At 58.3% G+C, this 22,480-nt stretch carries 20 protein-coding genes; 7 read left to right on the top strand and 13 right to left on the bottom strand.

Going from position 1 to position 22,480, the window contains the following annotated elements:
• Positions 1–101 precede the first annotated feature (101 nt).
• From AC2FFD_RS10430 to AC2FFD_RS10460, 7 genes are all read right to left on the bottom strand, one after another.
• Entirely contained in the window at positions 102–1,091 is a 990-nt protein-coding gene (locus AC2FFD_RS10430; RefSeq protein ID WP_170344669.1) for an ABC transporter substrate-binding protein, read from the bottom strand.
• A gap of 59 nt (positions 1,092–1,150) precedes the next feature.
• On the bottom strand, positions 1,151–1,996 hold the full coding sequence (locus tag AC2FFD_RS10435) for an ABC transporter permease (protein ID WP_171168553.1): 846 nt from the start codon (positions 1,994–1,996) through the stop codon (positions 1,151–1,153).
• Positions 1,993–2,910, bottom strand: a complete 918-nt coding sequence (locus AC2FFD_RS10440) for an ABC transporter permease (RefSeq protein ID WP_425078099.1) — start codon at positions 2,908–2,910, stop codon at positions 1,993–1,995. Before AC2FFD_RS10440 ends, AC2FFD_RS10435 begins: the two co-directional genes overlap by 4 nt.
• The gene (locus AC2FFD_RS10445; RefSeq protein WP_496873014.1) at positions 2,907–3,350 is read right to left on the bottom strand and encodes a GNAT family N-acetyltransferase; all 444 of its coding nucleotides are present in this window, start codon (positions 3,348–3,350) and stop codon (positions 2,907–2,909) included. Before AC2FFD_RS10445 ends, AC2FFD_RS10440 begins: the two co-directional genes overlap by 4 nt.
• The gene (locus tag AC2FFD_RS10450) at positions 3,340–4,137 is read right to left on the bottom strand and encodes an ABC transporter ATP-binding protein (RefSeq protein ID WP_496873015.1); all 798 of its coding nucleotides are present in this window, start codon (positions 4,135–4,137) and stop codon (positions 3,340–3,342) included. Before AC2FFD_RS10450 ends, AC2FFD_RS10445 begins: the two co-directional genes overlap by 11 nt.
• A 55-nt stretch (positions 4,138–4,192) precedes the next feature.
• Positions 4,193–5,647 carry a dihydropyrimidinase gene (gene hydA / locus AC2FFD_RS10455; protein WP_496873016.1) on the bottom strand — a complete coding sequence of 485 codons (1,455 nt, stop codon included), beginning with the start codon at positions 5,645–5,647 and terminating at the stop codon, positions 4,193–4,195.
• Positions 5,648–5,739: 92 nt separating this feature from the next.
• The gene (locus AC2FFD_RS10460; protein ID WP_170344675.1) at positions 5,740–6,990 is read right to left on the bottom strand and encodes a Zn-dependent hydrolase; all 1,251 of its coding nucleotides are present in this window, start codon (positions 6,988–6,990) and stop codon (positions 5,740–5,742) included.
• A gap of 172 nt (positions 6,991–7,162) precedes the next feature.
• Here AC2FFD_RS10460 and AC2FFD_RS10465 point away from each other — a divergent pair, with 172 nt between their 5' ends.
• Positions 7,163–7,771: a TetR family transcriptional regulator C-terminal domain-containing protein gene (locus AC2FFD_RS10465; RefSeq protein ID WP_496873017.1), complete on the top strand. Its 609-nt coding sequence runs from the start codon at positions 7,163–7,165 to the stop codon at positions 7,769–7,771.
• Positions 7,772–7,818: 47 nt separating this feature from the next.
• Here the strand turns inward: AC2FFD_RS10465 and preA are convergent, their stop codons facing one another.
• From preA to AC2FFD_RS10480, 3 genes are read right to left on the bottom strand one after another with little or no spacing between them, the layout of a single operon-like run.
• Positions 7,819–9,123, bottom strand: a complete 1,305-nt coding sequence (gene preA, locus AC2FFD_RS10470; RefSeq protein ID WP_496873018.1) for an NAD-dependent dihydropyrimidine dehydrogenase subunit PreA — start codon at positions 9,121–9,123, stop codon at positions 7,819–7,821.
• Positions 9,124–9,141: 18 nt separating this feature from the next.
• The gene (locus AC2FFD_RS10475; RefSeq protein ID WP_496873019.1) at positions 9,142–9,978 is read right to left on the bottom strand and encodes a methyltransferase domain-containing protein; all 837 of its coding nucleotides are present in this window, start codon (positions 9,976–9,978) and stop codon (positions 9,142–9,144) included.
• 46 nt (positions 9,979–10,024) lie between these two features.
• Positions 10,025–11,359 carry an NAD(P)-dependent oxidoreductase gene (locus AC2FFD_RS10480; protein ID WP_496873020.1) on the bottom strand — a complete coding sequence of 445 codons (1,335 nt, stop codon included), beginning with the start codon at positions 11,357–11,359 and terminating at the stop codon, positions 10,025–10,027.
• Between the two features lie 442 nt (positions 11,360–11,801).
• On the opposite strand from AC2FFD_RS10480, the gene AC2FFD_RS10485 reads away from it, so the two are divergent.
• The 3 genes from AC2FFD_RS10485 to AC2FFD_RS10495 all read left to right on the top strand — a co-directional run bounded on the left by AC2FFD_RS10485 (position 11,802) and on the right by AC2FFD_RS10495 (position 14,875).
• Positions 11,802–12,797 (top strand): GT-B fold glycosyltransferase domain-containing protein, encoded by a 996-nt coding sequence (locus AC2FFD_RS10485; protein WP_425078093.1) that lies wholly within the window; start codon positions 11,802–11,804, stop codon positions 12,795–12,797.
• Between the two features lie 72 nt (positions 12,798–12,869).
• On the top strand, positions 12,870–14,162 hold the full coding sequence (locus AC2FFD_RS10490) for an O-acetylhomoserine aminocarboxypropyltransferase/cysteine synthase family protein (RefSeq protein ID WP_496873021.1): 1,293 nt from the start codon (positions 12,870–12,872) through the stop codon (positions 14,160–14,162).
• A gap of 2 nt (positions 14,163–14,164) precedes the next feature.
• Positions 14,165–14,875 (top strand): GNAT family N-acetyltransferase, encoded by a 711-nt coding sequence (locus tag AC2FFD_RS10495; protein ID WP_496873022.1) that lies wholly within the window; start codon positions 14,165–14,167, stop codon positions 14,873–14,875.
• A gap of 2 nt (positions 14,876–14,877) precedes the next feature.
• Here AC2FFD_RS10495 and AC2FFD_RS10500 read toward each other — a convergent pair whose 3' ends face one another.
• Entirely contained in the window at positions 14,878–15,573 is a 696-nt protein-coding gene (locus AC2FFD_RS10500; RefSeq protein WP_170344682.1) for an SIMPL domain-containing protein, read from the bottom strand.
• 164 nt (positions 15,574–15,737) lie between these two features.
• Between AC2FFD_RS10500 and AC2FFD_RS10505 the strand changes: the two genes are divergently transcribed.
• Complete coding sequence (locus AC2FFD_RS10505) at positions 15,738–17,687, top strand: hypothetical protein (protein WP_496873023.1); 1,950 nt, start codon at positions 15,738–15,740, stop codon at positions 17,685–17,687.
• Positions 17,688–17,775: 88 nt separating this feature from the next.
• Here AC2FFD_RS10505 and hppD read toward each other — a convergent pair whose 3' ends face one another.
• The gene (hppD, locus tag AC2FFD_RS10510) at positions 17,776–18,873 is read right to left on the bottom strand and encodes a 4-hydroxyphenylpyruvate dioxygenase (protein WP_480444841.1); all 1,098 of its coding nucleotides are present in this window, start codon (positions 18,871–18,873) and stop codon (positions 17,776–17,778) included.
• Positions 18,874–19,020: 147 nt separating this feature from the next.
• On the opposite strand from hppD, the gene AC2FFD_RS10515 reads away from it, so the two are divergent.
• Together AC2FFD_RS10515 and AC2FFD_RS10520 are read left to right on the top strand one after the other, a co-directional pair.
• Positions 19,021–19,476, top strand: coding sequence for an Lrp/AsnC family transcriptional regulator (locus AC2FFD_RS10515; RefSeq protein ID WP_171633115.1), 456 nt, complete (start codon positions 19,021–19,023; stop codon positions 19,474–19,476).
• Between the two features lie 20 nt (positions 19,477–19,496).
• The gene (locus AC2FFD_RS10520) at positions 19,497–21,377 is read left to right on the top strand and encodes a monovalent cation:proton antiporter-2 (CPA2) family protein (RefSeq protein WP_170344686.1); all 1,881 of its coding nucleotides are present in this window, start codon (positions 19,497–19,499) and stop codon (positions 21,375–21,377) included.
• Between the two features lie 30 nt (positions 21,378–21,407).
• Here the strand turns inward: AC2FFD_RS10520 and cobT are convergent, their stop codons facing one another.
• Positions 21,408–22,418, bottom strand: a complete 1,011-nt coding sequence (gene cobT, locus AC2FFD_RS10525) for a nicotinate-nucleotide--dimethylbenzimidazole phosphoribosyltransferase (protein WP_496873024.1) — start codon at positions 22,416–22,418, stop codon at positions 21,408–21,410.
• Between the last annotated feature and the right edge of the window lie 62 nt (positions 22,419–22,480).

Here is a 22,480-nt window from a genome sequence, read left to right on the forward strand (position 1 = left end):
CTCTGTTTTCAAATCGAGTACAGACACAAATCCGGCATTCAAAATGAAAAACGCGGCCCCGATTGGGACCGCGCTGGAATTTTTCGAATTGACGGCGTGCGTCAGTTCAATGCTGCATCAGTGATCTGATGCGTCCAGGCCCCTTCAGGCGTTTTGGTGATAACCGGATCAGACCCGCCTGCCAGCAATGTGTTGACGGTGCGGTCGAAATCAGCCGGGTCCAGCGCGCCGTTCGACCCTGCGGTCAACTTGGCGATCTCACCCATCATACGCTTTTGGTGCTCTTCCGTCTGAGCACCGGTTGCATCGTTTTCCAGAACGATTTCCGCCGCTTCGTCCGGGTTCTCCTCGGCATATTTCCAACCCTTCATCGACGCGCGAACGAACCGCTCCATCTTGTCGACGAAAGCCGCATCGCTTAGGTTCTCTTCCAGAACGTAAAGACCGTCTTCCAGCGTCGCCACGCCCTGGTCTTCGTATTTGAAGGTCACCAGCTCATCCGGGCTGACACCGGCATCGATGACCTGCCAGTATTCATTGTAGGTCATGGTGCTGATGCAATCCGCCTGACGCTGAAGCAACGGGTCGACGTTGAAGCCCTGTTTCAGAACTTCCACGCCGTTTTCGCTTTTGCCATCGGTGCTGATGCCCAACTGGCTCATCCAGCTCATGAAGGGAAACTCGTTGCCAAAGAACCAGACACCCAGCGTGCGGTTCTTGAGGTCCTCGGGCGACGATATCCCGGCGTCTTTCCAGCAGGTCAGCATCATGCCAGAACTTTTGAAAGGTTGCGCGATGTTCACCAGCGGCAGCCCTTTTTCACGGGCAGCAAGCGCGGCGGGCATCCATTCGACGGTGACATCGGCGCCACCGCCTGCAATCACCTGCGTCGGCGCGATGTCAGGCCCGCCGGGCAGAATGGTGACGTCCAGCCCCTCTTCTTCATAAAAGCCCTTGTCTTTGGCAACGTAATAGCCCGCGAATTGTGCTTGCGTGACCCATTTCAGTTGCAATGTCACCTCATCCGCCGCCAGCGCCGCACTGGCTGCCAGACCAAAGGCGGCAACCGCCCCGCTGAGTAGCTTGTTCATCTTCATTTCTCCTCGTTGCTTGTTGTGCCCCAATTTCGGGGTCTGTTGATTTCTTTGTTTTATCCGCGCTGTGACGGGTGCCAGAAGGTCACCACTTTTTCGATCCCCGCCACCAGCCCATAAAAGGCTGTACCTGCGAGTGCCGCAACAACGATTTCGGCCCAGACCATGTCCAACGACAGTTGCCCGACACTGGTAGAGATCCGGAACCCCATACCAAGTGTCGGCGAGCCGAAGAACTCGGCCACGATAGCGCCGATCAGCGCCAAAGTGGTGGAAATCTTCAGTCCGTTGAAAATGAAGGGCATCGCCGCAGGCAGTCGCAGCTTCAAAAAGCTCTGCCAATAGGTTGCGGCATAGGTCTCCATCAGATCGCGTTGCATCGAGGTCGCTTCACGTAGCCCGGCCACGGTGTTCACGAGCATCGGAAAGAATACCATCACAACCACCACCGCCGCCTTGGAGTGCCAGTCGAACCCGAACCACATCACCAGGATGGGGGCGGTTCCGACAATCGGCAGGGCGGCCACGAAATTGCCGACCGGCAACAGGCCCAGGCGCAGGAAATCCCAGCGGTCCACGGCAATCGCCATCAGAAAGGCGGCAATGCACCCGATGACATAGCCGCTGAGCGCGCCCTTGATGATGGTCTGCACAAAGTCAGCCCACAGGATCGGAAGGCTGTCCGCAAACCGCACCGCAATCACCGATGGCGCAGGCAGGATGACCAGTGGAACCTCAAGCCCGCGCACCAGAAGTTCCCAGATCCCGATGACCGTCAGGCCAAAGATCAGCGGGGCCAGAAGCCGCACCATTCGGGTGTCGGCGTAAGGCCCGCTGGCCAACCGGCTGTTCAACCACCAGCCAAAGAGCCAAAGCAGGACAGCACAGAAAACCAGTATCATTGCGCCATCCCCATTCGTTTCAGTACGGCCCGTTCAATCAGCCCCAGCAGCCCGACCAGGCACGCCGCCAGAATGGCAGCCGCGAACAGGGCCGACCAGATCTGTACCGTCTGACCGTAATAGCTGCCAGCAAGCAACCGCGCGCCCAGACCGGCAACAGCCCCTGTCGGAAGCTCACCAACAATGGCACCGACCAGCGACGCAGCGATCCCGATTTTCAGCGAGGTGAACAGATACGGCATGGATGCCGGCAGGCGCAGTTTCCAGAAACCCTGAGACCGGCTGGCGTTATACGTCCGCAACAAATCCAGCTGCATCGCATCAGGACTGCGCAATCCTTTGACCATGCCGACGACAACCGGAAAGAAACTCAGATAGGCCGATATGATCGCCTTGGGAATGATCCCTTGAATACCAACGGAATACAGCACCACAATGATCATCGGCGCCAGCGCGATGATCGGAATGGTTTGACTGACAATGGCCCATGGCATGACCGACAGGTCCATCACACGGCTATGCACGATACCCACGGCCAGAAGGATCCCCAGCCCGGTGCCAATCGCAAACCCAAGCATCGTTGCACTCAGCGTGACCCAGCCGTGATAGATCAGTGACCGTTTCGAGGTGATCTTTTTCTGGAACGTCGTTTCCCACATCTCGATGGCGACCTGATGCGGGGCCGGCAGTCGAGGCCGGTCCTGTTCCCATGTGGCCGGGATGGCGAATGTGTTGTTCAAAACAAGACCAACCTCGGACATGTCACGCCGGTCCTTTGCGGATGGCGGCTGTACGACGGCCCCAGCACGTTCCTGTTCGGTCAACACGCCCTTTATGTTCATCGGAATACAGGCCACGTACCAGAACAGAACAATTGCGGCGATGACTGTGAATACGGCGATGACCTGCTTCATGCACGCCACTCCATTCTGAAGACCGGAACGGTATCCGGTGGCACAGGAGGTTCCTCGGCCGTCACTTCAAACCCTTCACGGCGATAAAAGCGTTGCGCCGCCGTATTGGGCCGATGCGTCGTCAGCCAGAGAAAATCCCGGCCCTCTTTTGCCTTGTCGACAAGGCGCTTGCCGATACCCTGTCCCGTCCGGCTGCAATACAGCGCGCCGATTTTGTTCTGTGTCGGGTCCACTGACATGTAGCAATCGACCGGATCACCTGCGACCCACATTTCACGGTCGTCGAATGCGTCGCTGATCAGTTTTGCCAGTTCATCGACCGGCAGTTCGTCGGGCATCCAGTCTGTTTGCGTGACCCAGTCATGAACAACCCAGGCACAGGCTGGCACATCGCCTGGTGCCGCGCGCCGGATTTTATCCGCATTCAGGTTAGTCGTCATTGGAATGCCCACCCCGCAAACCTTCTCGGACGCGATGCGCGACCTCAATGAATTCCGGAGTATCACGGATATCCAGCGGCCGTTCCTTGGGCAGCGGGCTGTCAATCACATCTGCAATCCGCCCGGGCCGCGGGCTCATCACCACGATCTTGGTGCTCAGGTAAACCGCCTCGGGAATGGAGTGTGTCACGAATCCGATCGTCTTTTCCGTCCGCGCCCAGAGCTCAAGAAGCTGCTCGTTCAGGTGGTCCCGCACGATCTCATCCAGCGCCCCGAACGGCTCGTCCATCAGCAGGATATCCGCGTCAAACGCAAGGGCCCGCGCGATACTGGCCCTCTGCTGCATCCCGCCCGACAACTGCCAGGGAAACTTTCCGCCAAACCCTTCCAGATCAACGAGTTCCAACACCCTCTTCACCTGCTCATCCTGTTCGACAGCGGTGAATCCCATTATCTCAAGAGGCAGTTTTATATTCTTGGCAATTGTGCGCCAAGGATAAAGGCCCGCCGCCTGGAAAACATACCCATACGCCCGGTTTCGACGCGCCTCATCAGGCGTCATGCCATTGACGGTCAGCGTCCCGCCCGTAGGTGTCTCAAGGGCTGCGATACAGCGTAGAAAGGTGGTTTTGCCACAACCGGACGGCCCGATGAAACTGACAAAATCGCCCTTTTCAATTGTCAGGTTCACGTCCTTGAGCGCCTGTACTGGCCCATCATTGGTCTGGAATGTCAAGTCCAGCTGCCTTGCCTCGATGACGGGCTGGGTCGTGCTTTCAGTGTTCATTTTATTGCCTTGAGAAGAGTGGTGCCAGGGCCGCCTGCAAGGCCGCCCCGACTGATCAAACACCGGTCGCCGGAATTCCCGTCCGCTCGACGGGCCTTGGGGCCGTCAGCTCTTTCCAGGTGCTCAGCGCCTTGTTGACGGTAGTGTTCGCCTCGCGCGCGACAAAGTCCCCATGACCTTCCTGCGTCCGGATTTCACCGTCATGCACTGCCACCTGTCCCCGTGTCAGGGTAAAGCGTGGCAGACCTTTGACCTCTTTGCCTTCGAACACATTGTAATCAATCGAGGACTGCTGGGAACCGGCACTTATCGTTTTGGTCTTCTCAGGATCCCAAACGACAAGATCAGCATCCGCCCCGACCAGAATTGCACCCTTTTTAGGATAGCAATTCAATATCTTGGCAATGTTTGTTGAAGTGACGGCCACGAATTCATTCGGTGTCAGGCGTCCAGTGTTGACCCCATGGGTCCACAGCATCGGCATCCGGTCTTCCAGCCCGCCGGTGCCGTTCGGGATCTTGGTGAAATCCCCAACACCAAAACGTTTCTGTTCGGTTGTGAAGGCGCAGTGATCGGTGGCGACCACACTCAGCGTTCCCGATTGCAGGCCATTCCACAGGCTGTCCTGATGCTGTTTATTGCGGAACGGAGGGCTCATGACCCGTCGCGCCGCGTGGTCCCAATCCTGATTGAAATATTCACTTTCGTCCAATGTCAGGTGCTGGATCAGGGGCTCTCCCCATACTCGCTTACCCTGCATTTTTGCCCGGCGGATGGCTTCATGCGCCTCTTCACACGAGGTGTGTACAACATACAGTGGCACACCCGCCATGTCCGCGATCATGATTGCCCGGTTGGTGGCTTCGCCTTCCACCTGCGGCGGGCGGGAATACGCATGTGCTTCGGGGCCGGTGTTCCCTTCGGCAAGCAGCTTGGCGCTCAGCTCTGCCACCACATCCCCGTTCTCTGCATGTACCAGAGCGGTACCGCCAAGCTCGGCAAGTCGCTTGAACGAGGCGAACAGCTCATCATCATTCACCATCAGCGCGCCCTTGTAGGCCATGAAATGCTTGAAGGTGTTGATACCGCGCGTCTCGATCACGGTTTTGATGTCGTCGAACACCTGTTCCCCCCACCAGGTCACCGCCATATGGAACGAATAGTCACAATTCGCCCGTGTCGACTTGTTGTCCCAACGTTTCAGCGCATCCAGCAGGCTTTCACCCGGGTTGGGCAGTGCAAAATCGACAACCATGGTCGTGCCACCAGCCAGCGCCGCCCGCGTCCCGCTTTCAAAGTCATCGCTGGAATAGGTGCCCATGAACGGCATTTCGAGATGGGTATGAGGGTCAATCCCGCCCGGCATGACAAAACAGCCGGTGGCGTCCAGTTCCTTGTCCCCCGTCAGGTTCATACCGATTTCGGTGATCACGCCACCCTCGACCAATACGTCCACCTTGTAAGTCAAATCCGCGGTGACAACGGTTCCGTTTTTGATGACAGTACTCATTTTGAACTCCCTGATGCGGTCTGCGCCGCTTGCTTCATCTGGCCAAAAATATCCCGGGGGAGTCGCCCTCGGGGCGACGGGGGCAGCGCCCCCTATTCCACGATTTCGGCGGTCTCGACCACGGCATGCAGCAGAACATCCGCACCGGCTGCCGCCCATTCCTTGCTGATTTCCTCGGCCTCATTGTGGCTCAGCCCGTCAACACAAGGGCACATGACCATCGCGGTCGGAGCAACCCGGTTGATCCAACAGGCGTCATGCCCCGCACCCGAAATGATATCGGTATGCGAATAGCCCAGCCGTTCAGCTGCGTTTCGCACGGCCGACACGCAAGCATCGTCAAATTTCACCGGATCGAACCCGCCGACTTTCTCGAATTCGATCTGAAGGCCCATCTCGTCAACGATATCCTCGGCAGCCACCCGCAGGCGGTTTTCCATGTCGGTGATCACCTCCAGCTCGGGCGAGCGGAAATCGACCGTAAACACCACCTTGCCCGGGATCACATTGCGTGAGTTCGGGTAGACATCGATATGCCCCGCCGCACCCACCGCATGCGGAGCATGAGACCATGCGATCTCGTCGACCTTCTCCAGGATCCGCGCCATGGCCAGCCCGGCATTCTTGCGCATCGGCATCGGTGTCGATCCGGTATGCGCATCCTTGCCCGTTACCGTGATCTGCGTCCAACTCAGCCCCTGACCATGAGTGACGACGCCGATATCTTTGCCTTCGGCTTCAAGGATCGGCCCCTGTTCGATATGCAGTTCAAAGAACGCATGCATCTTGCGGGCGCCAACTTCTTCATCACCTCGCCAGCCGATCCGGTTCAACTCGTCCCCGAACTTTTTGCCTTCAGCGTCTTCGCGGTTATATGCCCAGTCTTGCGTGTGCATCCCTGCAAACACGCCCGAGGACAGCATCGCCGGTGCGTAACGTGTGCCTTCTTCATTCGTCCAGTTGGTGGCGACGATCGGATGTTTCGTCTTGATTCCCAGGTCGTTCAGCGTCCGGATCAGTTCCAGCCCTGCCAGAACACCCAGCACACCATCGTATTTGCCGCCGGTCGGCTGCGTATCCAGATGCGATCCCACGTAAACCGGCAGCGCGTCCGGGTCGGTGCCTTCGCGGCGGGCGAACATGTTGCCCATCTGGTCAAGCCCCATGGTGCACCCCGCTTCCTCGCACCACTTCTGGAACAGGGCGCGGCCTTCCGCGTCTTCATCCGTCAGAGTCTGGCGATTGTTGCCACCGGCAACACCCGGGCCGATCTTGGCCATCTCCATCAGGCTGTCCCACAACCTGTCGCCATTGATCCTGAGATTCTGCGCCGGAGCTGCCATGTTCATCTTCCCTGTTTGCTTGCGATTTGGCTCGCTTTTGGTGTCTTGATTTGACCATATGGTCAAACTCACGCTATCACGGGTTCGGTATCAGTCAAGAATTTGCGCGGCACGGCTGAAATTTTCAGTGTATTCCGCACCTGTTCGACGAAAAAAGAGACACGTTGAAAACATGCCAAAAGACCGCGCACCGACCCGTATTCAGAAAAAGAACCGCGCCGCGATTCTAGAGGCTGCCCTGAACGTGTTTTCGGCCCACGGGTTTCGCGGTGCAACCGTTGATCAGATCGCGGCAGAAGCAGGTCTGAGCAAGCCGAACCTGTTGTACTATTTCCCATCAAAAGAAGCGATCCACACTGAATTGCTGTCCGGCCTGCTGGATACCTGGCTGGCCCCGCTGCACGACCTGGACGCAAACGGCGATCCGTTGGAGGAAATCCTGGCATACATTCGGCGCAAGTTGCAGATGAGTCAGGAGCTACCACGGGAAAGCCGCCTTTTTGCCAACGAGCTTGTGCAGGGCGCGCCGCGCATTCATGATGCATTGTCCAATGATCTCAAGGCACTGGTCGACGAAAAAATCACGATCCTTACCGGTTGGATGGATCAGGGAAAAATCGCGCGGGTGCATCCCTACCACCTGGTGTTTTCGATCTGGGCCTTGACGCAGCACTATGCCGATTTCGATGTTCAGGTTCGTGCAATTCTGGGCAACGAAGATCCGTTCGAGGGCGCGGAAACCTTTGTTGATACCATGTACCGCAAACTTCTGAGCCCTTGAAAAAAGGGGCCGAAAAAACGGCCCCTTGATGATCTGTCGCAATCCCCTCATTCGGCCGCCTTGGCCATCGGGTTGTTCGGATGCGTCGTCCAGTTCGCATAGGTTGGCTGAACTTCTTTTCCGGTACGGGGGTCAACCTCGCCCGCTGCCATCGGCACCATATCGATGCAGCCTTCGATCGGACAAACATCGACGCAGAGGTTGCAGGCGACGCATTCGTCATCCATTACCTCGAAGACGCGGTCCTCGGACATGGAAATCGCCTGATGGCTGGTGTCCTCACAAGCTGCGTAACACCGGCCACATTTGATGCACTGATCCTGATCGATCTTGGCCTTGGCGACGTAGTTGAGGTTCAGATACTGCCAGTCAGTGACATTGGGCACCGCACGTCCGATCACCTCATCAATGCTGGAATATCCCTTCTCATCCATCCATTCCTTCAGCCCTGCCGTCAGTTCGTCGATGATCTTGAAGCCATAGGTCATTGCAGCGGTGCACACCTGAACGTTGCCGCAGCCCAGCGAGATGAACTCGGCCGCATCGCGCCATGTGGTGACGCCGCCGATGCCGGAAATCGGCAGGCCTCGGGTCGCCTCGGCCCGTGCGATCTCGGACACCATCGACAATGCAATGGGCTTGACTGCGGGGCCGCAATACCCACCATGGCTGCCTTTGCCGTCAATGGACGGTTCTGGGCTGAACGTGTCCAGATTGACGCTGGTGATCGAATTGATGGTGTTGATCAGTGACACCGCATCCGCACCACCGTTTCTGGCTGCCGCAGCCGGTTTACGGATGTCAGTGATGTTCGGCGTAAGCTTAACGATGACCGGACGGTCGTAATACTGTTTGCACCAGCGCGTGACCATCTCGATATATTCCGGAACCTGCCCCACGGCCGAGCCCATGCCGCGTTCGCTCATCCCATGCGGACAGCCGAAGTTCAGCTCGATCCCGTCCGCACCGGTTTCGGCCACACGCGGCAGAATGGCCTTCCATGCTTCTTCCTCGCACGGAACCATGATCGACGCGATCAAAGCGCGATCCGGGTAATCGGATTTGACCCGCGCCATTTCCTCGAGGTTCACCTCGAGCGGACGATCCGTGATCAGTTCGATATTGTTCAGGCCCAGCAAACGGCGGTCGGCCCCGTAGATAGCGCCATAACGCGGGCCATTCACGTTCACGACCGGAGGTCCCTCGGATCCCAGCGTTTTCCAGACAACGCCGCCCCAACCGGCTTCGAAGGCGCGGCGCACATTGTATTCCTTGTCCGTCGGCGGCGCAGAGGCCAGCCAGTACGGGTTGGGGCTGGAAATACCCAGAAAGTTTGTCGTCAGATCGGCCATGGCTTCTCCCTTCCCGGCTCAGCCGGTTTTTTTGAATATCATTTCGGTCGGGCGAATACGCCCGGCCTTGAGGTTTTTGACGTAGTTTTGGAACTTTTCGGGCGCCGTTTCGCCCATCATCAGGTGGATACCCAGCGGCGCTGGTCCGGTCTTGGCTATCTTGGCAAACACATCTTCGAAGAACTGGATCGCAAACGCGGTGCGGTCAGTTTCAGCAACCAGCTCAAGACCAGCCGCGGCCGCGGCGTCCTTGTATACATCCGGCGCGTGAACAAAGGAGGTTTCCGGCGATGTGGACCAGGGAAGCGGAAAAGCCAGCGGCTCATCCACCTCTCCGCCCATGACATCGAACAGGGCAAAGGTGCCACCGGTGGCCAGAACCCGTGACACTTCCGCGAACAGCCCCGCTTTGTCTTCGATATTCATGCCCACATGCATCATGACGGCAAGGTCGAACCCGGCATCCGACACAGGCATGTCCAGCGCACTGCCAACGTGAAAGCTGGTCTTTTCGGAATGCCCGACCAGATCGCTGAGCGCAGTTGCGGTTTCCACGAACTCGGGCGTCAGGTCGACCCCTGTCACCGTTGAATCGTATTTGTCCACTATGTACCGGGATGTGCCTCCAATGCCGCATCCGATATCCAGAACGCGTGTCGCATGGGTCGGCGAAAGCTGCGCAAACAGGTTGTCGGTTGCTAGAACGCCGCCTGTATGGAATTCATCCCCAGCCTTCAGATCCGCAACGGTGGCCGCATCCGGATCGATGCCGCTGGCCTCCAGCGCCGCGCGGACGCGTTCGGTCAGTGCACCGGTGGTATAGTGTTGAGCAACGGCTTGTTCGATCTGGGACATGGGAATACCTCAGCAGCGAAAGGAATGGGGTGAATACCCCACCCTATCACGAAACGAGCGTCGCGTGGATGTCCATTGCCGCGTCCCGACCTTCGGCAACGGCCGTTACGGTCAGGTCTTCGCCACCCGCAGCACAGTCACCACCGGCCCAGACACCAGCCAAGGAGGTTCGGCCAGCCCCGCTGACGACGATCTTGCCGCCATCCAGCGTCAGGCCTTCGGGTGCGCCCTCCAGCGTCTGACCAATGGCCTTGAGCACCTGATCTGCCGGCAAGCGGATCGTTTCTCCGGTCCCGATGAGCTGACCGTTCTGGCTGGATGTATATTCCAGCTCGATTTCGGCCGCTGCACCATTGCCGTGGATGGCCACTGGCTGAACATTTGTCATGATCCGAACGCCATGCGACGCTGCCAGGTCCTGCTCGTACCGGCTGGCCCCCATGGCGTCGCGGTTACGGCGATAGGCAATCGTGACGTTTTCGGCCCCCAGAAGCTTGGATTCCACAGCGGCATCCACAGCTGTCATGCCTCCGCCGATGACGACCACATTCCGTCCAACGGGCAGATCGGCAAGGTCACTGGCCTGCCGCACGTCCGAGATGAAATCGACCGCGTCCCGCACACCGTCCTTGTCCACCCCGTCCGCACGCAGGGCGTTGACGCCAGCAAGACCAATGGACAGAAACACCGCGTCGTAGTTTTCGACCAGCCCATCCAATGAGATGCTTTCGCCCAAAACCGATCCGGTCTCGATTGAAATCCCTCCGATTTTCAGCAGCCAGTCCACCTCGGCCTGTGCGAAATCGTTGGTCGATTTATAGGCCGCAATACCGTATTCATTCAGGCCGCCGGGCTTGGGCTTGCTTTCATGGATCACCACATCATGGCCCAGCATGGCCAGCCGGTGGGCGCAGGCCAGACCCGCAGGCCCGGCCCCCACAACCGCAACTGTCTTACCGGTCGAAGGCGCACGTTCGAACGGATGTACACCCGAGGCCATGATTTCATCGGTGGCAAAACGTTGCAGGCGCCCGATTTCAACCGGCTTGCCTTCGGCCGCCTCGCGAACGCAGGCCTCTTCGCACAATGTTTCGGTTGGACAGACCCGAGCGCACATTCCGCCCAGAATATTCTGTTCCAGGATCGTGCGCCCTGCTGATTGCGGCTGACCGGCCTGAATCTGGCGAATGAACAACGGGATATCGATTTCCGTTGGACAGGCCGTTACGCATGGTGCGTCGTAGCAGAAATAACAGCGATCTGCGGCAACTGCGGCCTCATGCTGGGCAAGTGGCGGATGCAGATCGGTGAAATTCGAGGTCAGCTCATCGCTTGAAAGCCGCCCGGCTACGATACCGGGTGCCATCTGGCCCTGTGCCATCACTCTACTCCCTGTAGATATGTTTGTTATGCTCTCAGCTTGCCACAAATAAATTTTTTATCAATTGGTAAAATTTGCCAAATGGTCAAAAAATGAAAAGCCTTGCAAAAACAACTGTGTTTTTGGGCACTTCGCCCGCGGATTAAGCATGAAAAGCGTTGAAACATTGGGTCCAAAGGCAGGATTTGGCCAAGAAAGGGATGTGCGGGGATTGGCAAACAAGGTTCTGTGAGCATGGCTCACCGCCGATTTCACCTTTCGACAGGAACCGGGCCAACCTCGGAAAACCTGCAAAATGACCTTGCTCGCCGCTTCCTCGGCGCGATGAGAGGAATGCCATAGATAACAAGAAATCAAGCTTTCGGCTTTTGACGCCCCACCCCGCTTGCTGTAATCCGGATCAAAGGGTGCCGGTTCCGGCGGCTTTCAGGAATGGGCATAGATGCAGGCAAATTCTCGGAAATTCAACATCGCGGTTGTCGGGCAAAACAACCGTTTGCAATATGAGGCCCTGTTGTTCGCGGCCTCGCTTCGCCATTGTTCGCCCGGGTTCAAAGGCAGGCTGTTTGTCGCCACACCCAACCCGGGCCCGCGCTGGACCCACAACCCCAGCATCCAGGACGAAGACGTTCTGAAGGCCCTGAAACAGTTGGATGCCGAAATCCTGCCATTCGACTCGCATGTTTTTGGCGAAAGCTACCCTTATGGCAACAAGATCGAGGCTTTGTTGGCCCTGCCAGAAGGTGAACCCTTTGTGTTCTTTGATACGGACACGCTGATCACCGGCGACATCACAAGCGTCCCGTTCGATTTCGACCGCCCCGGAGCGTCATTGAAGGTCGAGGGCACGTGGCCAAAGCCGACGCTGTACGGCCCCGGCTTTGACGGTATCTGGCGGGCGCTTTATGCGCGCTTCGGATTGGATTTCGAAAGCTCGGTGGATCCGGACCAACCCGATGGTTACTGGCGGCGCTACCTTTACTTCAACGCGGGTTACTTCTTTTACAAATGCCCCAGGATGTTCGGTGAACGTTACCTGGACTACGCAAGAACGATCCGGGATGAGAACATTCCCGAACTGACGGGCCAGAACCTTGACCCATGGCTGGATCAGGCGGCCCTGCCGCTGGTCATTCATTCTTTCGGCGGCGGGCGGGATGCTTTGCCTGACGGGCTTCTGGATGGGTCCGTCAGCTGCCACTATCGCCTGTTCCCTCTGCTTTATGCCCGCGAAAGCGACCATGTTATCGATGTGCTGGAAACCGTCGTGGCCCCCAACAAGGTCAAAAAAGTGCTCAAGCAATATGACCCGCTGAAAAAGCTGGTTCTTCAGGGCAAAGGCGCAAAAATCCGCGCCCTGTTTGATCAGGACAATCTGCCGCGGCGGGAACAGGCGCTGCGCAATGCGATCAAAAGCAAAGGCCTCTGGTTGCGCTGACAGGATCGTTGTGCGCAGGCGGGCAATGGCCTACAGATTCCGCAAGACAGATACCAACAGGAGTTTTTCACGATGTCTGACGGCCCGACCTACGGTTTCGACACATTGCAAATTCATGCGGGCGCCCGCCCCGACCCGGCGACCGGAGCACGCCAGACACCGATTTATCAGACAACTGCCTATGTGTTCCGTGATGCAGACCACGCAGCGGCCCTGTTCAACCTGCAAGAGGTGGGCTTTATCTATTCCCGCCTGACCAACCCAACCGTCGCCGTTCTTCAGGAACGCGTGGCGACGCTTGAAGGCGGCGTCGGGGCGGTGTGCTGCTCGTCCGGGCATGCGGCACAGATCATGGCGCTGTTCCCGCTGATGGGGCCCGGCTGCAACGTGGTCGCCTCGACCCGTTTGTATGGCGGCACGGTCACGCAGTTCAGCCAGACGATCAAACGCTTTGGCTGGTCGGCAAAATTCGTGGACACCGATGATCTGGATGCCGTGAAAGCTGCCATCGACGAAAACACCCGCGCGGTTTTCTGCGAGTCCATCGCCAACCCTGGCGGTTATGTGACTGATATCCGTGCGTTGGCAGACGTTTCTGATGCTGCGGGCATCCCGCTGATCGTCGACAACACCTCGGCCACGCCCTACCTGTGCCGCCCGATCGAGCACGGCGCGACGCTGGTAGTGCATTCAACCACCAAGTACCTGACCGGCAACGGCACCGTCACCGGCGGGTGCATCGTGGATTCTGGCAAGTTCGATTGGTCCGCGAATGACAAATTCCCGTCACTGAGCGAACCCGAGCCGGCCTATCACGGCCTGAAGTTCCACGAAACCTTTGGCCCGCTGGCCTTCACCTTCCACGGCATTGCCATTGGCCTGCGTGATCTGGGTATGACCATGAACCCGCAGGCGGCGCATTACACGCTGATGGGGATCGAAACACTGTCGCTGCGGATGGAGCGTCACGTCGAAAACGCCCAGAAAATCGCAGCGTGGCTGGAAGCGGATGACCGCGTGGAATACGTCACCTATGCGGGATTGCCGTCATCACCTTACAAAGACCGGGTCAAATCGCAGTATCCACGTGGCGCCGGTGCACTGTTCACCTTTGCGGTGAAGGGCGGTTATGACGCCTGTATCAAACTGGTCAACGCTCTTGAGATTTTCAGCCATGTGGCCAATCTGGGCGATGCCCGCTCGTTGATCATCCATTCGGCCTCGACCACCCACCGCCAGCTGACGCCGGAACAGCAAGAGGCTGCCGGTGCAGGTCCGGGTGTCGTGCGGGTGTCTATCGGCATCGAAGACGTGAACGACCTGATCGCGGATCTTGATCAGGCCCTCGCCAAGGCCAGCGCCTGACAATGGCCGGGCACGCCACAAACGCACTGGGCCAGCCCATCGGTTTGCCGGTGACGGGTGACTTTCCGCGCCCGACACCGCCTTATACACCGATGGAAGGCCGGTACTGTACTGTCGTGCCGCTGGATGTGAATCGCCATGCGCCCGGACTTTTCCGGGCGTTTGCAAATGACAGGGATGGCCGCAACTGGACATACCTGCCCTATGGCCCGTTTGACAGCGAACCGGAATTTGAAGACTGGGCCCGCGCCAACTGCATGGATGCGGACCCGATGTTTCATACCGTATTGGATGCGGACGAAGTGCCGGTGGGCATGGCCTCTTATCTTCGGATCGAACCCGCGGCGGGTGCCATCGAAGTCGGCCACATCCACTTTTCGCCGCTGCTGCAACGCAAGCCGCAATCGACCGAGGTCATGTACCTCATGATGAAACGGGTTTTCGACGAGCTTGGCTATCGCCGGTACGAGTGGAAATGCGACGCACTGAATGCACCGTCACGCAATGCCGCTGAACGGCTGGGGTTTGCTTTCGAAGGGGTGTTTCGGCAGGCGACCCACTACAAAGGCCGCAACAGGGACACGGCATGGTACGCGATCATCGACACTGAATGGCCGCGCATTCGCGATGCATTCGAAGCCTGGCTGTCGCCCGACAATTTTGACAGCAAGGACCAGCAGCGCAAACCGCTGATGGCCCGTGCAAAGGATTGACCCTATTCTGAAATCTCAAATTCCATCGAGACGCTGACGGAAACCGAAACCTCGCCGCCCGCGACGGGAACACCACCCGCATCCGCCATGCTCAGCGCGCGCATTTCTGCCATCGGACGGATACCTGCCGATTGTTCCGAGATCGACTGAACCGGGCCGAGCGTCACGCCCGCGGCCTGTGCCAACTGCTGTGCCTTGGCAGTGGCTTCGCCGACGGCCTTGGCGCGCGCCTGCGCCTCGATCGGTTTGGGATCCTGCACGCCAAAGCTCAGGCCCCCGAAATCATTGGCGCCGTCCTGAATGACCGCGTCCATGACCTTCCCCAGTTGGGTCAGGTCGCGCACACGCACAAACACGCGGTTGGACGCTGTAAAGCCGGTGATTTCAGGCTTCTCGCCATTCTGTCCATGACGACCCGACCAGACGGGCGACAATGACAGGTCCCGTGTCTGGACGTCACGATCTTCGATACCCATCTCGGTCAGGCGCGCAAGAACTTTGGAAACGGCATCCGACGTCGCCTGCATCGCAGCCGAGGCTTCGGCGTTTTCGTGGGTCACGCCCAGGGTTATCGTCGCCATATCAGGCGCAATCTGCACTGTTCCGGTTGCATCAACGTTGATGCGACGTTCTTCCGCATGAGCGGCCCCGGCAGCCGTAGCCGCCATCATCGCGGCCAGAAAAGCGAATGTCTTCAAGGTTATCACTCCAATTTGTTCTGTACTAAGATGGGTTGGCAGGGCTTGGCCATACAAGAGGAGATACCGCCTTTTTCTTTCCCTCGGCGGGTTCCTGCTTTAATGTCGGCCTGCAAACGCAACGTCGTTTGCATTGACGTTGATAATTATGGTTCCTCCGGATTATGAAACCCGCCTTTGCGCTGTCTTTTTCTGCGACCGGAATAACACTGCACCACCGTTCCGATGACGACTGGTTTGTCATCGGTACGATTCCGCTGGATGTTCCGGACTTGTCCGGGCAGATGCAGGCGTTGCGGGAAAAAGCATTTGCGCTGGAAAATGATCTGAGCTGCAAGCTCGTGCTGCCAGAAGATCAGGTTCGGTTTCTACAGGTTTCGACTGATGGGTTGCCATCGCAAGACCGGACGGAACGTATCGAAAGTGCTCTGGTCGAAGCCACGCCTTATACCTTGTCGGAACTGAGTTATGACAGCCAGACCGAAGGCGACACGACCTGTGTTGCTGCCGTGGCGGTTGAAACGCTGGCCGAAGCGCGGACCTTTGCCTCGGAACATGGCTTTGTGGTGGTGGTGTTCACCGCCCAAGACAGCAAGGGCGCGTTCCCGCGTGAGGCCTTGTTTCGCGAAACCTCGGACGCTTCCGATCTGTCACAACCGGAAAACCAGCCATCGCCGGTGGAAACAGGCGCAGGTGAACAGGCCGATGATTCCGGCCTGCCCACCCATCCGATTGCCGGCACCGCCGCGCCCGAGGCTTTCCGTGCACCCCGGGAAACAGCGAACAATCTTGATACATCTTCAGGGGTAAACCGGTCTGCCATTCCTGTCTTTGCCGCTGTGCTTCTTGTTGGTGGGCTTGTTGGCGTATGGCTGGCATCGGGGTCCGCCCCTGAACAGGATCAGGCGGAACAGAGCCCGGCGCAGATTGCGGTTCCGGCCTCTGAACCAGCCGCAGAGCCCCTGCCTGAACCAGAGCTGGACACGGCTGCGCTGGAAGCCCCGCAACAAGTCGCTCCAGAGCTTGCGACCGATGACGCCGAAGAGCCTGCGAAAGCGGCCTCAGAAACCGAGACCGGCACGCAGCCGAATCTGACTGCAACAGATGCAGCCATTCTGGAGGCCCTCAAGGTTGCCCCCACCGCGGTGGACTCCGTCGCTCGGGATCCCGAGACACTGAAGGACGTCCAGGCCGTTACGGGCGTCAGCACGTCAGCGCCCGCAGCGCCGGAAACACCCGAGACAGTAGAACCGCAGGAATTGTATCTGGCATCGCTCGACAACGCCGATCTGTTCAAGGATGCGGTTGCCCTGCCGCCCGACCCCAGTTTTGACACCGACGCTCCTTTTGAACCCGACGTATCCCTGAACATTGCGGGCACACGGTTTGATCTGGGTGCGAACGGCCTGGTCGTGCCAACACCGGAAGGCAGCGTGAATCCGGATGGGGTTGTTGTTTATCTGGGACGCCCCTCCAAGGTTCCGCCTGAAACTCCGGTTCGTTTCGAAGAAGAACCGGTGGTTGACGAGGCCGACGACAGATTGGCAGGTATTCGGCCAAAGCCGCGCCCGGCTGACCTGGTCGAGGATTTCGAGCGCGGTCAGCTGGGTGGCCGGTCATTGGAGGAATTGGCATCCAAGCGACCGAAAGCGCGCCCGGAAAGCCTTCAGGTCAAGCCAAAGGTCGATGAGGCACCTACGGCCCTGGCTGTCGTAAGGGTCCCGCGCCCCAAGTCCCGCCCAGCCGGATTGACCCCTGCCAAAGCATCTGCTTCGAACCGCTCGAATCTGGGGTCTACCGCAGCATTGGATCAGAAATCCGATGACGCAGGATCGTTCCAACCAAAGACCGTTGCACCCAAAATCCCTTCGACCGCGTCGGTCGCACGACAAGCCACGATCGACAACGCAATCAACCTGCGCAGGCTGAACCTGATCGGGGTCTACGGCACGCCAGCCAACAGACGCGCATTGGTGCGACTTCCCAGCGGGCGTTACAAAAAACTGAAAGTCGGAGACCGCCTTGATGGCGGCAAAGTCATCGCGATCAGCGACAGTGAGCTTCGATATCAGAAAAAGGGCCGCAACGTGACCCTGGCGATGCCGCGCAGCTGAAACCGGCATCCGATCTTCTGACGCAACAACTGTCACATAAAAGCGCCGAAGGCAGATGAACTGCCCCCGGCGTGTCAGTGCGTTGCAATCAGGCTGCGGAAATCTCGCCGCTTTCGATCTGTTCACGTTCGATGGATTCGAATAGCGCCTGGAAATTTCCCTCGCCGAAACCGTCGTCGCCTTTGCGCTGAATGAACTCGAAGAAGATCGGTCCGATGACGGTTTTCGAGAAAATCTGTAGCAGAATCCGGGTCTCACCACCGTCGACAACGCCTTCACCATCGATCAGGATGCCGTGTTTCATCATCCGGTCCAGCGGCTCCTCGTGGCCGGCCACGCGGGTTTTGGACATCTCGTAGTACGCCTTGTTCGGGCCCGGCATGAATTTCAGGCCGTTTTCCGCAATTGCATCGGTCGAGGCGTAAATGTCGTCACTGCCGACGGCGATATGCTGAATGCCTTCACCTTTGTATTTCTTCAGGTAAGACACGATCTGACCCGTTTCACCACGATCTTCGTTGATCGGAATACGGATGCGGCCACAAGGAGATGTCAGCGCGCGGCTGAAAAGCCCGGTGAACTTGCCCTGAATGTCAAAGAAGCGGATTTCGCGAAAGTTGAACAGGTCGCCGTAGAACTTGAACCACTTGTCCATGTTGCCCTTGTAGACGTTGTGCGTCAGGTGATCGAGATAGAAGAAACCCACACCCCGTGGTTTGGATTCTTTGATCCATTCGAATTCCTGATTGTAGGGCGATGTGTCGTAATATTGATCGATGAAATAGATCAACGATCCGCCGATGCCCTTGATCGCAGGCACATTCATGGTCTTGTCAGCGCCGTCGTAAGGCTCCGCACCTTTCGACACGGCATGGTCATAGGCCTTTTGCGCGTCCACAACGCGCCAGCCCATGGATGGCGCGCAAGGGCCGTGCTCGTCCACGAACCTCGCGGCAAAGCTGTCGGGATCCGCGTTCAGGATATAGGTGACATCCCCTTGCTGCCACAGCTCGACGGCGGGTTTTTCCTTGTGGCGGGCCACCAGGTCGAACCCCATCTTTGCGAACAGGTCCCGCAGTTCCTGCGGCTCAGGATGGGCAAACTCGACGAATTCAAACCCATCGGTTCCGGCTGGGTTTTCCTCGCTGATAACAGATTTCGGGGCGTTGTGTGGGAAAGGACCCATGGCGCGTCTCCTTCAAAAACAGGAATTTCTTTGCTGATTCAAAAATATGACTTTTATGACGCTGTTTCTGCGCATTGTTTTCGTGTAAACTGCCAACAGGCGCGCAAAACGCGCATAAAAGTCAATAAAGGCAGGATTTTTCCGCACATGCTGGACGCGACCGACAAGCGATTGCTTTCCGCCCTGCAAAAGGACGCACACCTGACCGCGCACCAGCTGGGCGAAATGCTGAACCTGTCGCCCAGTCAGGCAGGACGCCGCCGCCAGCGGCTTGAGGCCGAAGGGTACATCACCGGGTATGCCGCCCGGCTGGACCCGTTGAAACTTGGTCTGCAAGTGCAAGGTTTTGTTCAAGTCCATCTGGGGACTCATGGCCCTGAACAATCCGCAAGCTTTGCCCGCATGGTCGACACCCGCCCCGAAATTACCAGCGCATGGACGATGACCGGAGAGGCAGATTACCTGCTGCACATCTATTGTGACGATCTTTCCGCGCTCAACAGCTTGCTACATTCGGTCATCCTGCCGCATCCTGCCGTTGCAAGGGTTCAGAGCCAGATCGTAATGGACCAACTGAAACGCGACGCGCCCCTGCCCACCTGAACGGGCCCGAGAGGACATTTATGGACGTTTTCCTATATCAGGCTTCGATCTATCTGGCGGCAGCGGTGATCGCCGTTCCCCTGTCTGCACGGCTGGGGTTGGGATCGGTGCTGGGATACCTGGCCGCCGGGATCATCATTGGCCCTGTTCTCGGGCTTGTCGGCGCGGAAACGGAAAACCTTCAGCACGTTGCCGAATTCGGTGTGGTGATGATGCTGTTCCTGATCGGTCTGGAACTGGAACCGCGCGCCCTGTGGGATATGCGTGACAAATTGCTGGGATTGGGCGGGTTGCAGGTTGCGTTGTCAACGGCTGCAATCGCCGCCGTGGCAATGTACGCCAACCACCCCTGGTCGGTCGCTCTGGCCGTCGGGCTGACCTTGTCGCTTTCATCGACGGCAATCGTTCTTCAGACCCTGTCTGAAAAGGGCCTGATGCAGACAAATGGCGGTCGAGCTACGTTTTCGGTGCTGTTGACACAGGACATTGCGGTCATTCCGATCTTGGCCCTGCTGCCACTTCTGGCCTTACCTGCCATGCCTCATATCGAGTCGGATGGTTCGATCGACCGCGGGGCCGGAGACCTTCACGGTGCGGACCATCACAGCCTTTCTCTGGTCGAAGGTTTGCCGGGTTGGGCCGTCACGCTGGTCACGATCGGCGCAGTTGTGTTTGTCATTCTGGCCGGTGTCTACCTGACCCGCCCGCTGTTTCGCTTCATCCACGCGACCCGCCTGCGCGAGATGTATACCGCCCTGGCGCTTATGATCGTGGTCGGGATTTCCTTCCTGATGACCCTCGTCGGGCTTTCCCCTGCCCTGGGCGCTTTTCTGGCGGGCGTGGTTCTGGCCAGTTCCGAGTTCAGACATGAAATGGAAAGTGACCTTGAGCCATTCAAAGGGCTACTGCTCGGGCTATTCTTCATCACGGTCGGTGCTGGCATCGATGTTGCCTATTTCTTTGATGACCCCCTTGACCTGATCGGTCTGGCGCTTCTTTTGATCCTTGCAAAAGGGATCATCCTGTATCTTGTAGGCAAGGCCTTCAAGTTGCGTGGGCGCGATCACTGGCTGTTCACCCTGGGGCTGGCGCAAGCGGGTGAGTTTGGCTTTGTGCTGCTGGCATTTTCCACGCAACAGAATGTCATCCCCCCCGACCTGTCCCAAAAACTGCTGATGATCATCGCTTTGACGATGCTGATCACACCGCTTCTGTTCATCATCTACGATCTTCTGTCGCGAAAGATCGGCGACACTTCCAAAGAACCTGTGCCGGACGAAATTGACGAAAAAGGCCCCGTCATCATCGCCGGGATTGGTCGGTTCGGGCAGATTGTAAACCGGCTGGTACGGGCCAGCGGGTTCAAGACGGTCGTGCTGGACCACAACATCGAAACCATTCAGTTGATGCGCCGTTTCGGCGTCAAAGGCTTTCTGGGCGATCCCACTCGCCCCGAGCTGCTGCGCGCTGCGGGGTTGGAAAAAGCGTCGGTCCTTGTCGCCGCCATGGATGACCACAAGCAAGTCACACGGCTCGTCAGTTATGCCAGACGGCAGCGCCCTGACCTGCACATCATCGCCCGCGCCCGCGACCGGACCCATGTATACGAGCTTTATCAGGCTGGCGCCAACGACATCGTGCGGGAACTGTTCGACAGCTCCTTGCGCGCAGGCCGCTATGTTCTGGAGAATATCGGGCTGAGTGAGTATGAGGCCGCACAGGCGGAACAGACCTTTTACCACCATGACCGGATGTCTGTTCGCGATCTCGCCGAACTATGGGTCCCGGGTCTGCCGACAGCCGAAAACCAGAAATACATCGAGCGTGCACAGCAGCTGGAAAAGGATTTGGAAACCGCGCTGCTGGAACTGGCTGAAAAGCACGCCAAGAAATCCGCCTGACCCAAGCCTGTGCCCGGGTCAGGCAAGGAGTCAACCGTCAGACACTCCTGCCTCGGCAAAGGTTGCCATACCGGAATGGCAGGCCACGGCGCTTTTGAGAATATTGATCGCCAGCGCCCCGCCCGAGCCTTCGCCCAGCCGAAGACCAAGGCTCAACAGCGGTTCCTTGCCCAGCTTCGCCAATACGGCACCGTGCGCGGCCTCGGCGCTTTGGTGGCCCGCCACGGCGTGATCCAGCGCGGTATCCGACAGCCTCAACAGGCAGGCAGCGGCGGCCGAGCAGATGAACCCATCAAGGATCACAGGAATGCGCAATATCCGCGCGGCGGCAATCGCGCCGGCCATCGCTGCGATCTCACGCCCTCCCAGGCAGCGCAGGATCTCAAGGCCATCCTCTGACCTGTGCAACGCTACACCTTCGGCCACAACGCGGGTCTTGTTGGTCAGCCCTGCATCATCGACGCCCGTCCCGCGACCTGTCCAATCGGCCGCGTCACCACCGAACAGCGCGCAGGCAATGGCGGCTGCCGGGGTGGTGTTGCCAATGCCCATCTCGCCCACGACCAAAAGATCTGCCTGCGGGTCCACGGCCTGCCAGCCGGTGCGCAGCGCATCCAGCAGTTCGGCTTCCGTCATGGCCGGTGCCTGGGTGAAATCTGCGGTCGGGTTGTCCAGATCCAGCGCGTGAACATTCATCGCCGCACCGGCCGCCCGCGCCATCTGGTTGATCGCCGCACCACCATGTTCGAAGTTCATCACCATTTGCACGGTCACTTCCGACGGAAAAGCCGAGACCCCCTGTGCAGTGACTCCGTGGTTTCCGGCGAAGACGATGACCTGTGGCGCCGTGATCTGTGGCCGGGCATCTCCTCGCCATCCTGCGTACCAGATTGCCAAATCTTCAAGTCGCCCCAGCGCACCCGGGGGTTTCGTCAGTTGTCCGTTTCGCTCTGCCGCGCCCTGCGCCGCGGTGGCATCCGGCCCCGGAGCCGCTGCGAGCGCAGCGCGGAACGCGTTCAAATCATTCAGTTCAGGCAACATGAAAGCCTCATTGCATCAGAGTGGTCCTGTGTGTTTAACCGAAGCAATGAATCCAACAAGAC

The sequence above is a fragment of the Ruegeria sp. YTSC002 genome (genome assembly GCF_059609845.1).

Coding starts and splice junctions, on each gene's coding strand:
- AC2FFD_RS10505 (WP_496873023.1), top strand. CDS start 15,738: ATGAAACCCGCCTTTGCGCTGTCTTTTTCTGCGACCGGAATAACACTG.
- AC2FFD_RS10475 (WP_496873019.1), bottom strand. CDS start 9,978: ATGTCCCAGATCGAACAAGCCGTTGCTCAACACTATACCACCGGTGCA.
- AC2FFD_RS10480 (WP_496873020.1), bottom strand. CDS start 11,359: ATGGCACAGGGCCAGATGGCACCCGGTATCGTAGCCGGGCGGCTTTCA.
- AC2FFD_RS10445 (WP_496873014.1), bottom strand. CDS start 3,350: ATGACGACTAACCTGAATGCGGATAAAATCCGGCGCGCGGCACCAGGC.
- hydA (WP_496873016.1), bottom strand. CDS start 5,647: ATGAGTACTGTCATCAAAAACGGAACCGTTGTCACCGCGGATTTGACT.
- AC2FFD_RS10485 (WP_425078093.1), top strand. CDS start 11,802: ATGCAGGCAAATTCTCGGAAATTCAACATCGCGGTTGTCGGGCAAAAC.
- AC2FFD_RS10430 (WP_170344669.1), bottom strand. CDS start 1,091: ATGAACAAGCTACTCAGCGGGGCGGTTGCCGCCTTTGGTCTGGCAGCC.
- preA (WP_496873018.1), bottom strand. CDS start 9,123: ATGGCCGATCTGACGACAAACTTTCTGGGTATTTCCAGCCCCAACCCG.
- AC2FFD_RS10440 (WP_425078099.1), bottom strand. CDS start 2,910: ATGAAGCAGGTCATCGCCGTATTCACAGTCATCGCCGCAATTGTTCTG.
- AC2FFD_RS10450 (WP_496873015.1), bottom strand. CDS start 4,137: ATGAACACTGAAAGCACGACCCAGCCCGTCATCGAGGCAAGGCAGCTG.
- hppD (WP_480444841.1), bottom strand. CDS start 18,873: ATGGGTCCTTTCCCACACAACGCCCCGAAATCTGTTATCAGCGAGGAA.
- AC2FFD_RS10515 (WP_171633115.1), top strand. CDS start 19,021: ATGCTGGACGCGACCGACAAGCGATTGCTTTCCGCCCTGCAAAAGGAC.
- cobT (WP_496873024.1), bottom strand. CDS start 22,418: ATGTTGCCTGAACTGAATGATTTGAACGCGTTCCGCGCTGCGCTCGCA.
- AC2FFD_RS10520 (WP_170344686.1), top strand. CDS start 19,497: ATGGACGTTTTCCTATATCAGGCTTCGATCTATCTGGCGGCAGCGGTG.
- AC2FFD_RS10495 (WP_496873022.1), top strand. CDS start 14,165: ATGGCCGGGCACGCCACAAACGCACTGGGCCAGCCCATCGGTTTGCCG.
- AC2FFD_RS10490 (WP_496873021.1), top strand. CDS start 12,870: ATGTCTGACGGCCCGACCTACGGTTTCGACACATTGCAAATTCATGCG.
- AC2FFD_RS10435 (WP_171168553.1), bottom strand. CDS start 1,996: ATGATACTGGTTTTCTGTGCTGTCCTGCTTTGGCTCTTTGGCTGGTGG.
- AC2FFD_RS10460 (WP_170344675.1), bottom strand. CDS start 6,990: ATGGCAGCTCCGGCGCAGAATCTCAGGATCAATGGCGACAGGTTGTGG.
- AC2FFD_RS10465 (WP_496873017.1), top strand. CDS start 7,163: ATGCCAAAAGACCGCGCACCGACCCGTATTCAGAAAAAGAACCGCGCC.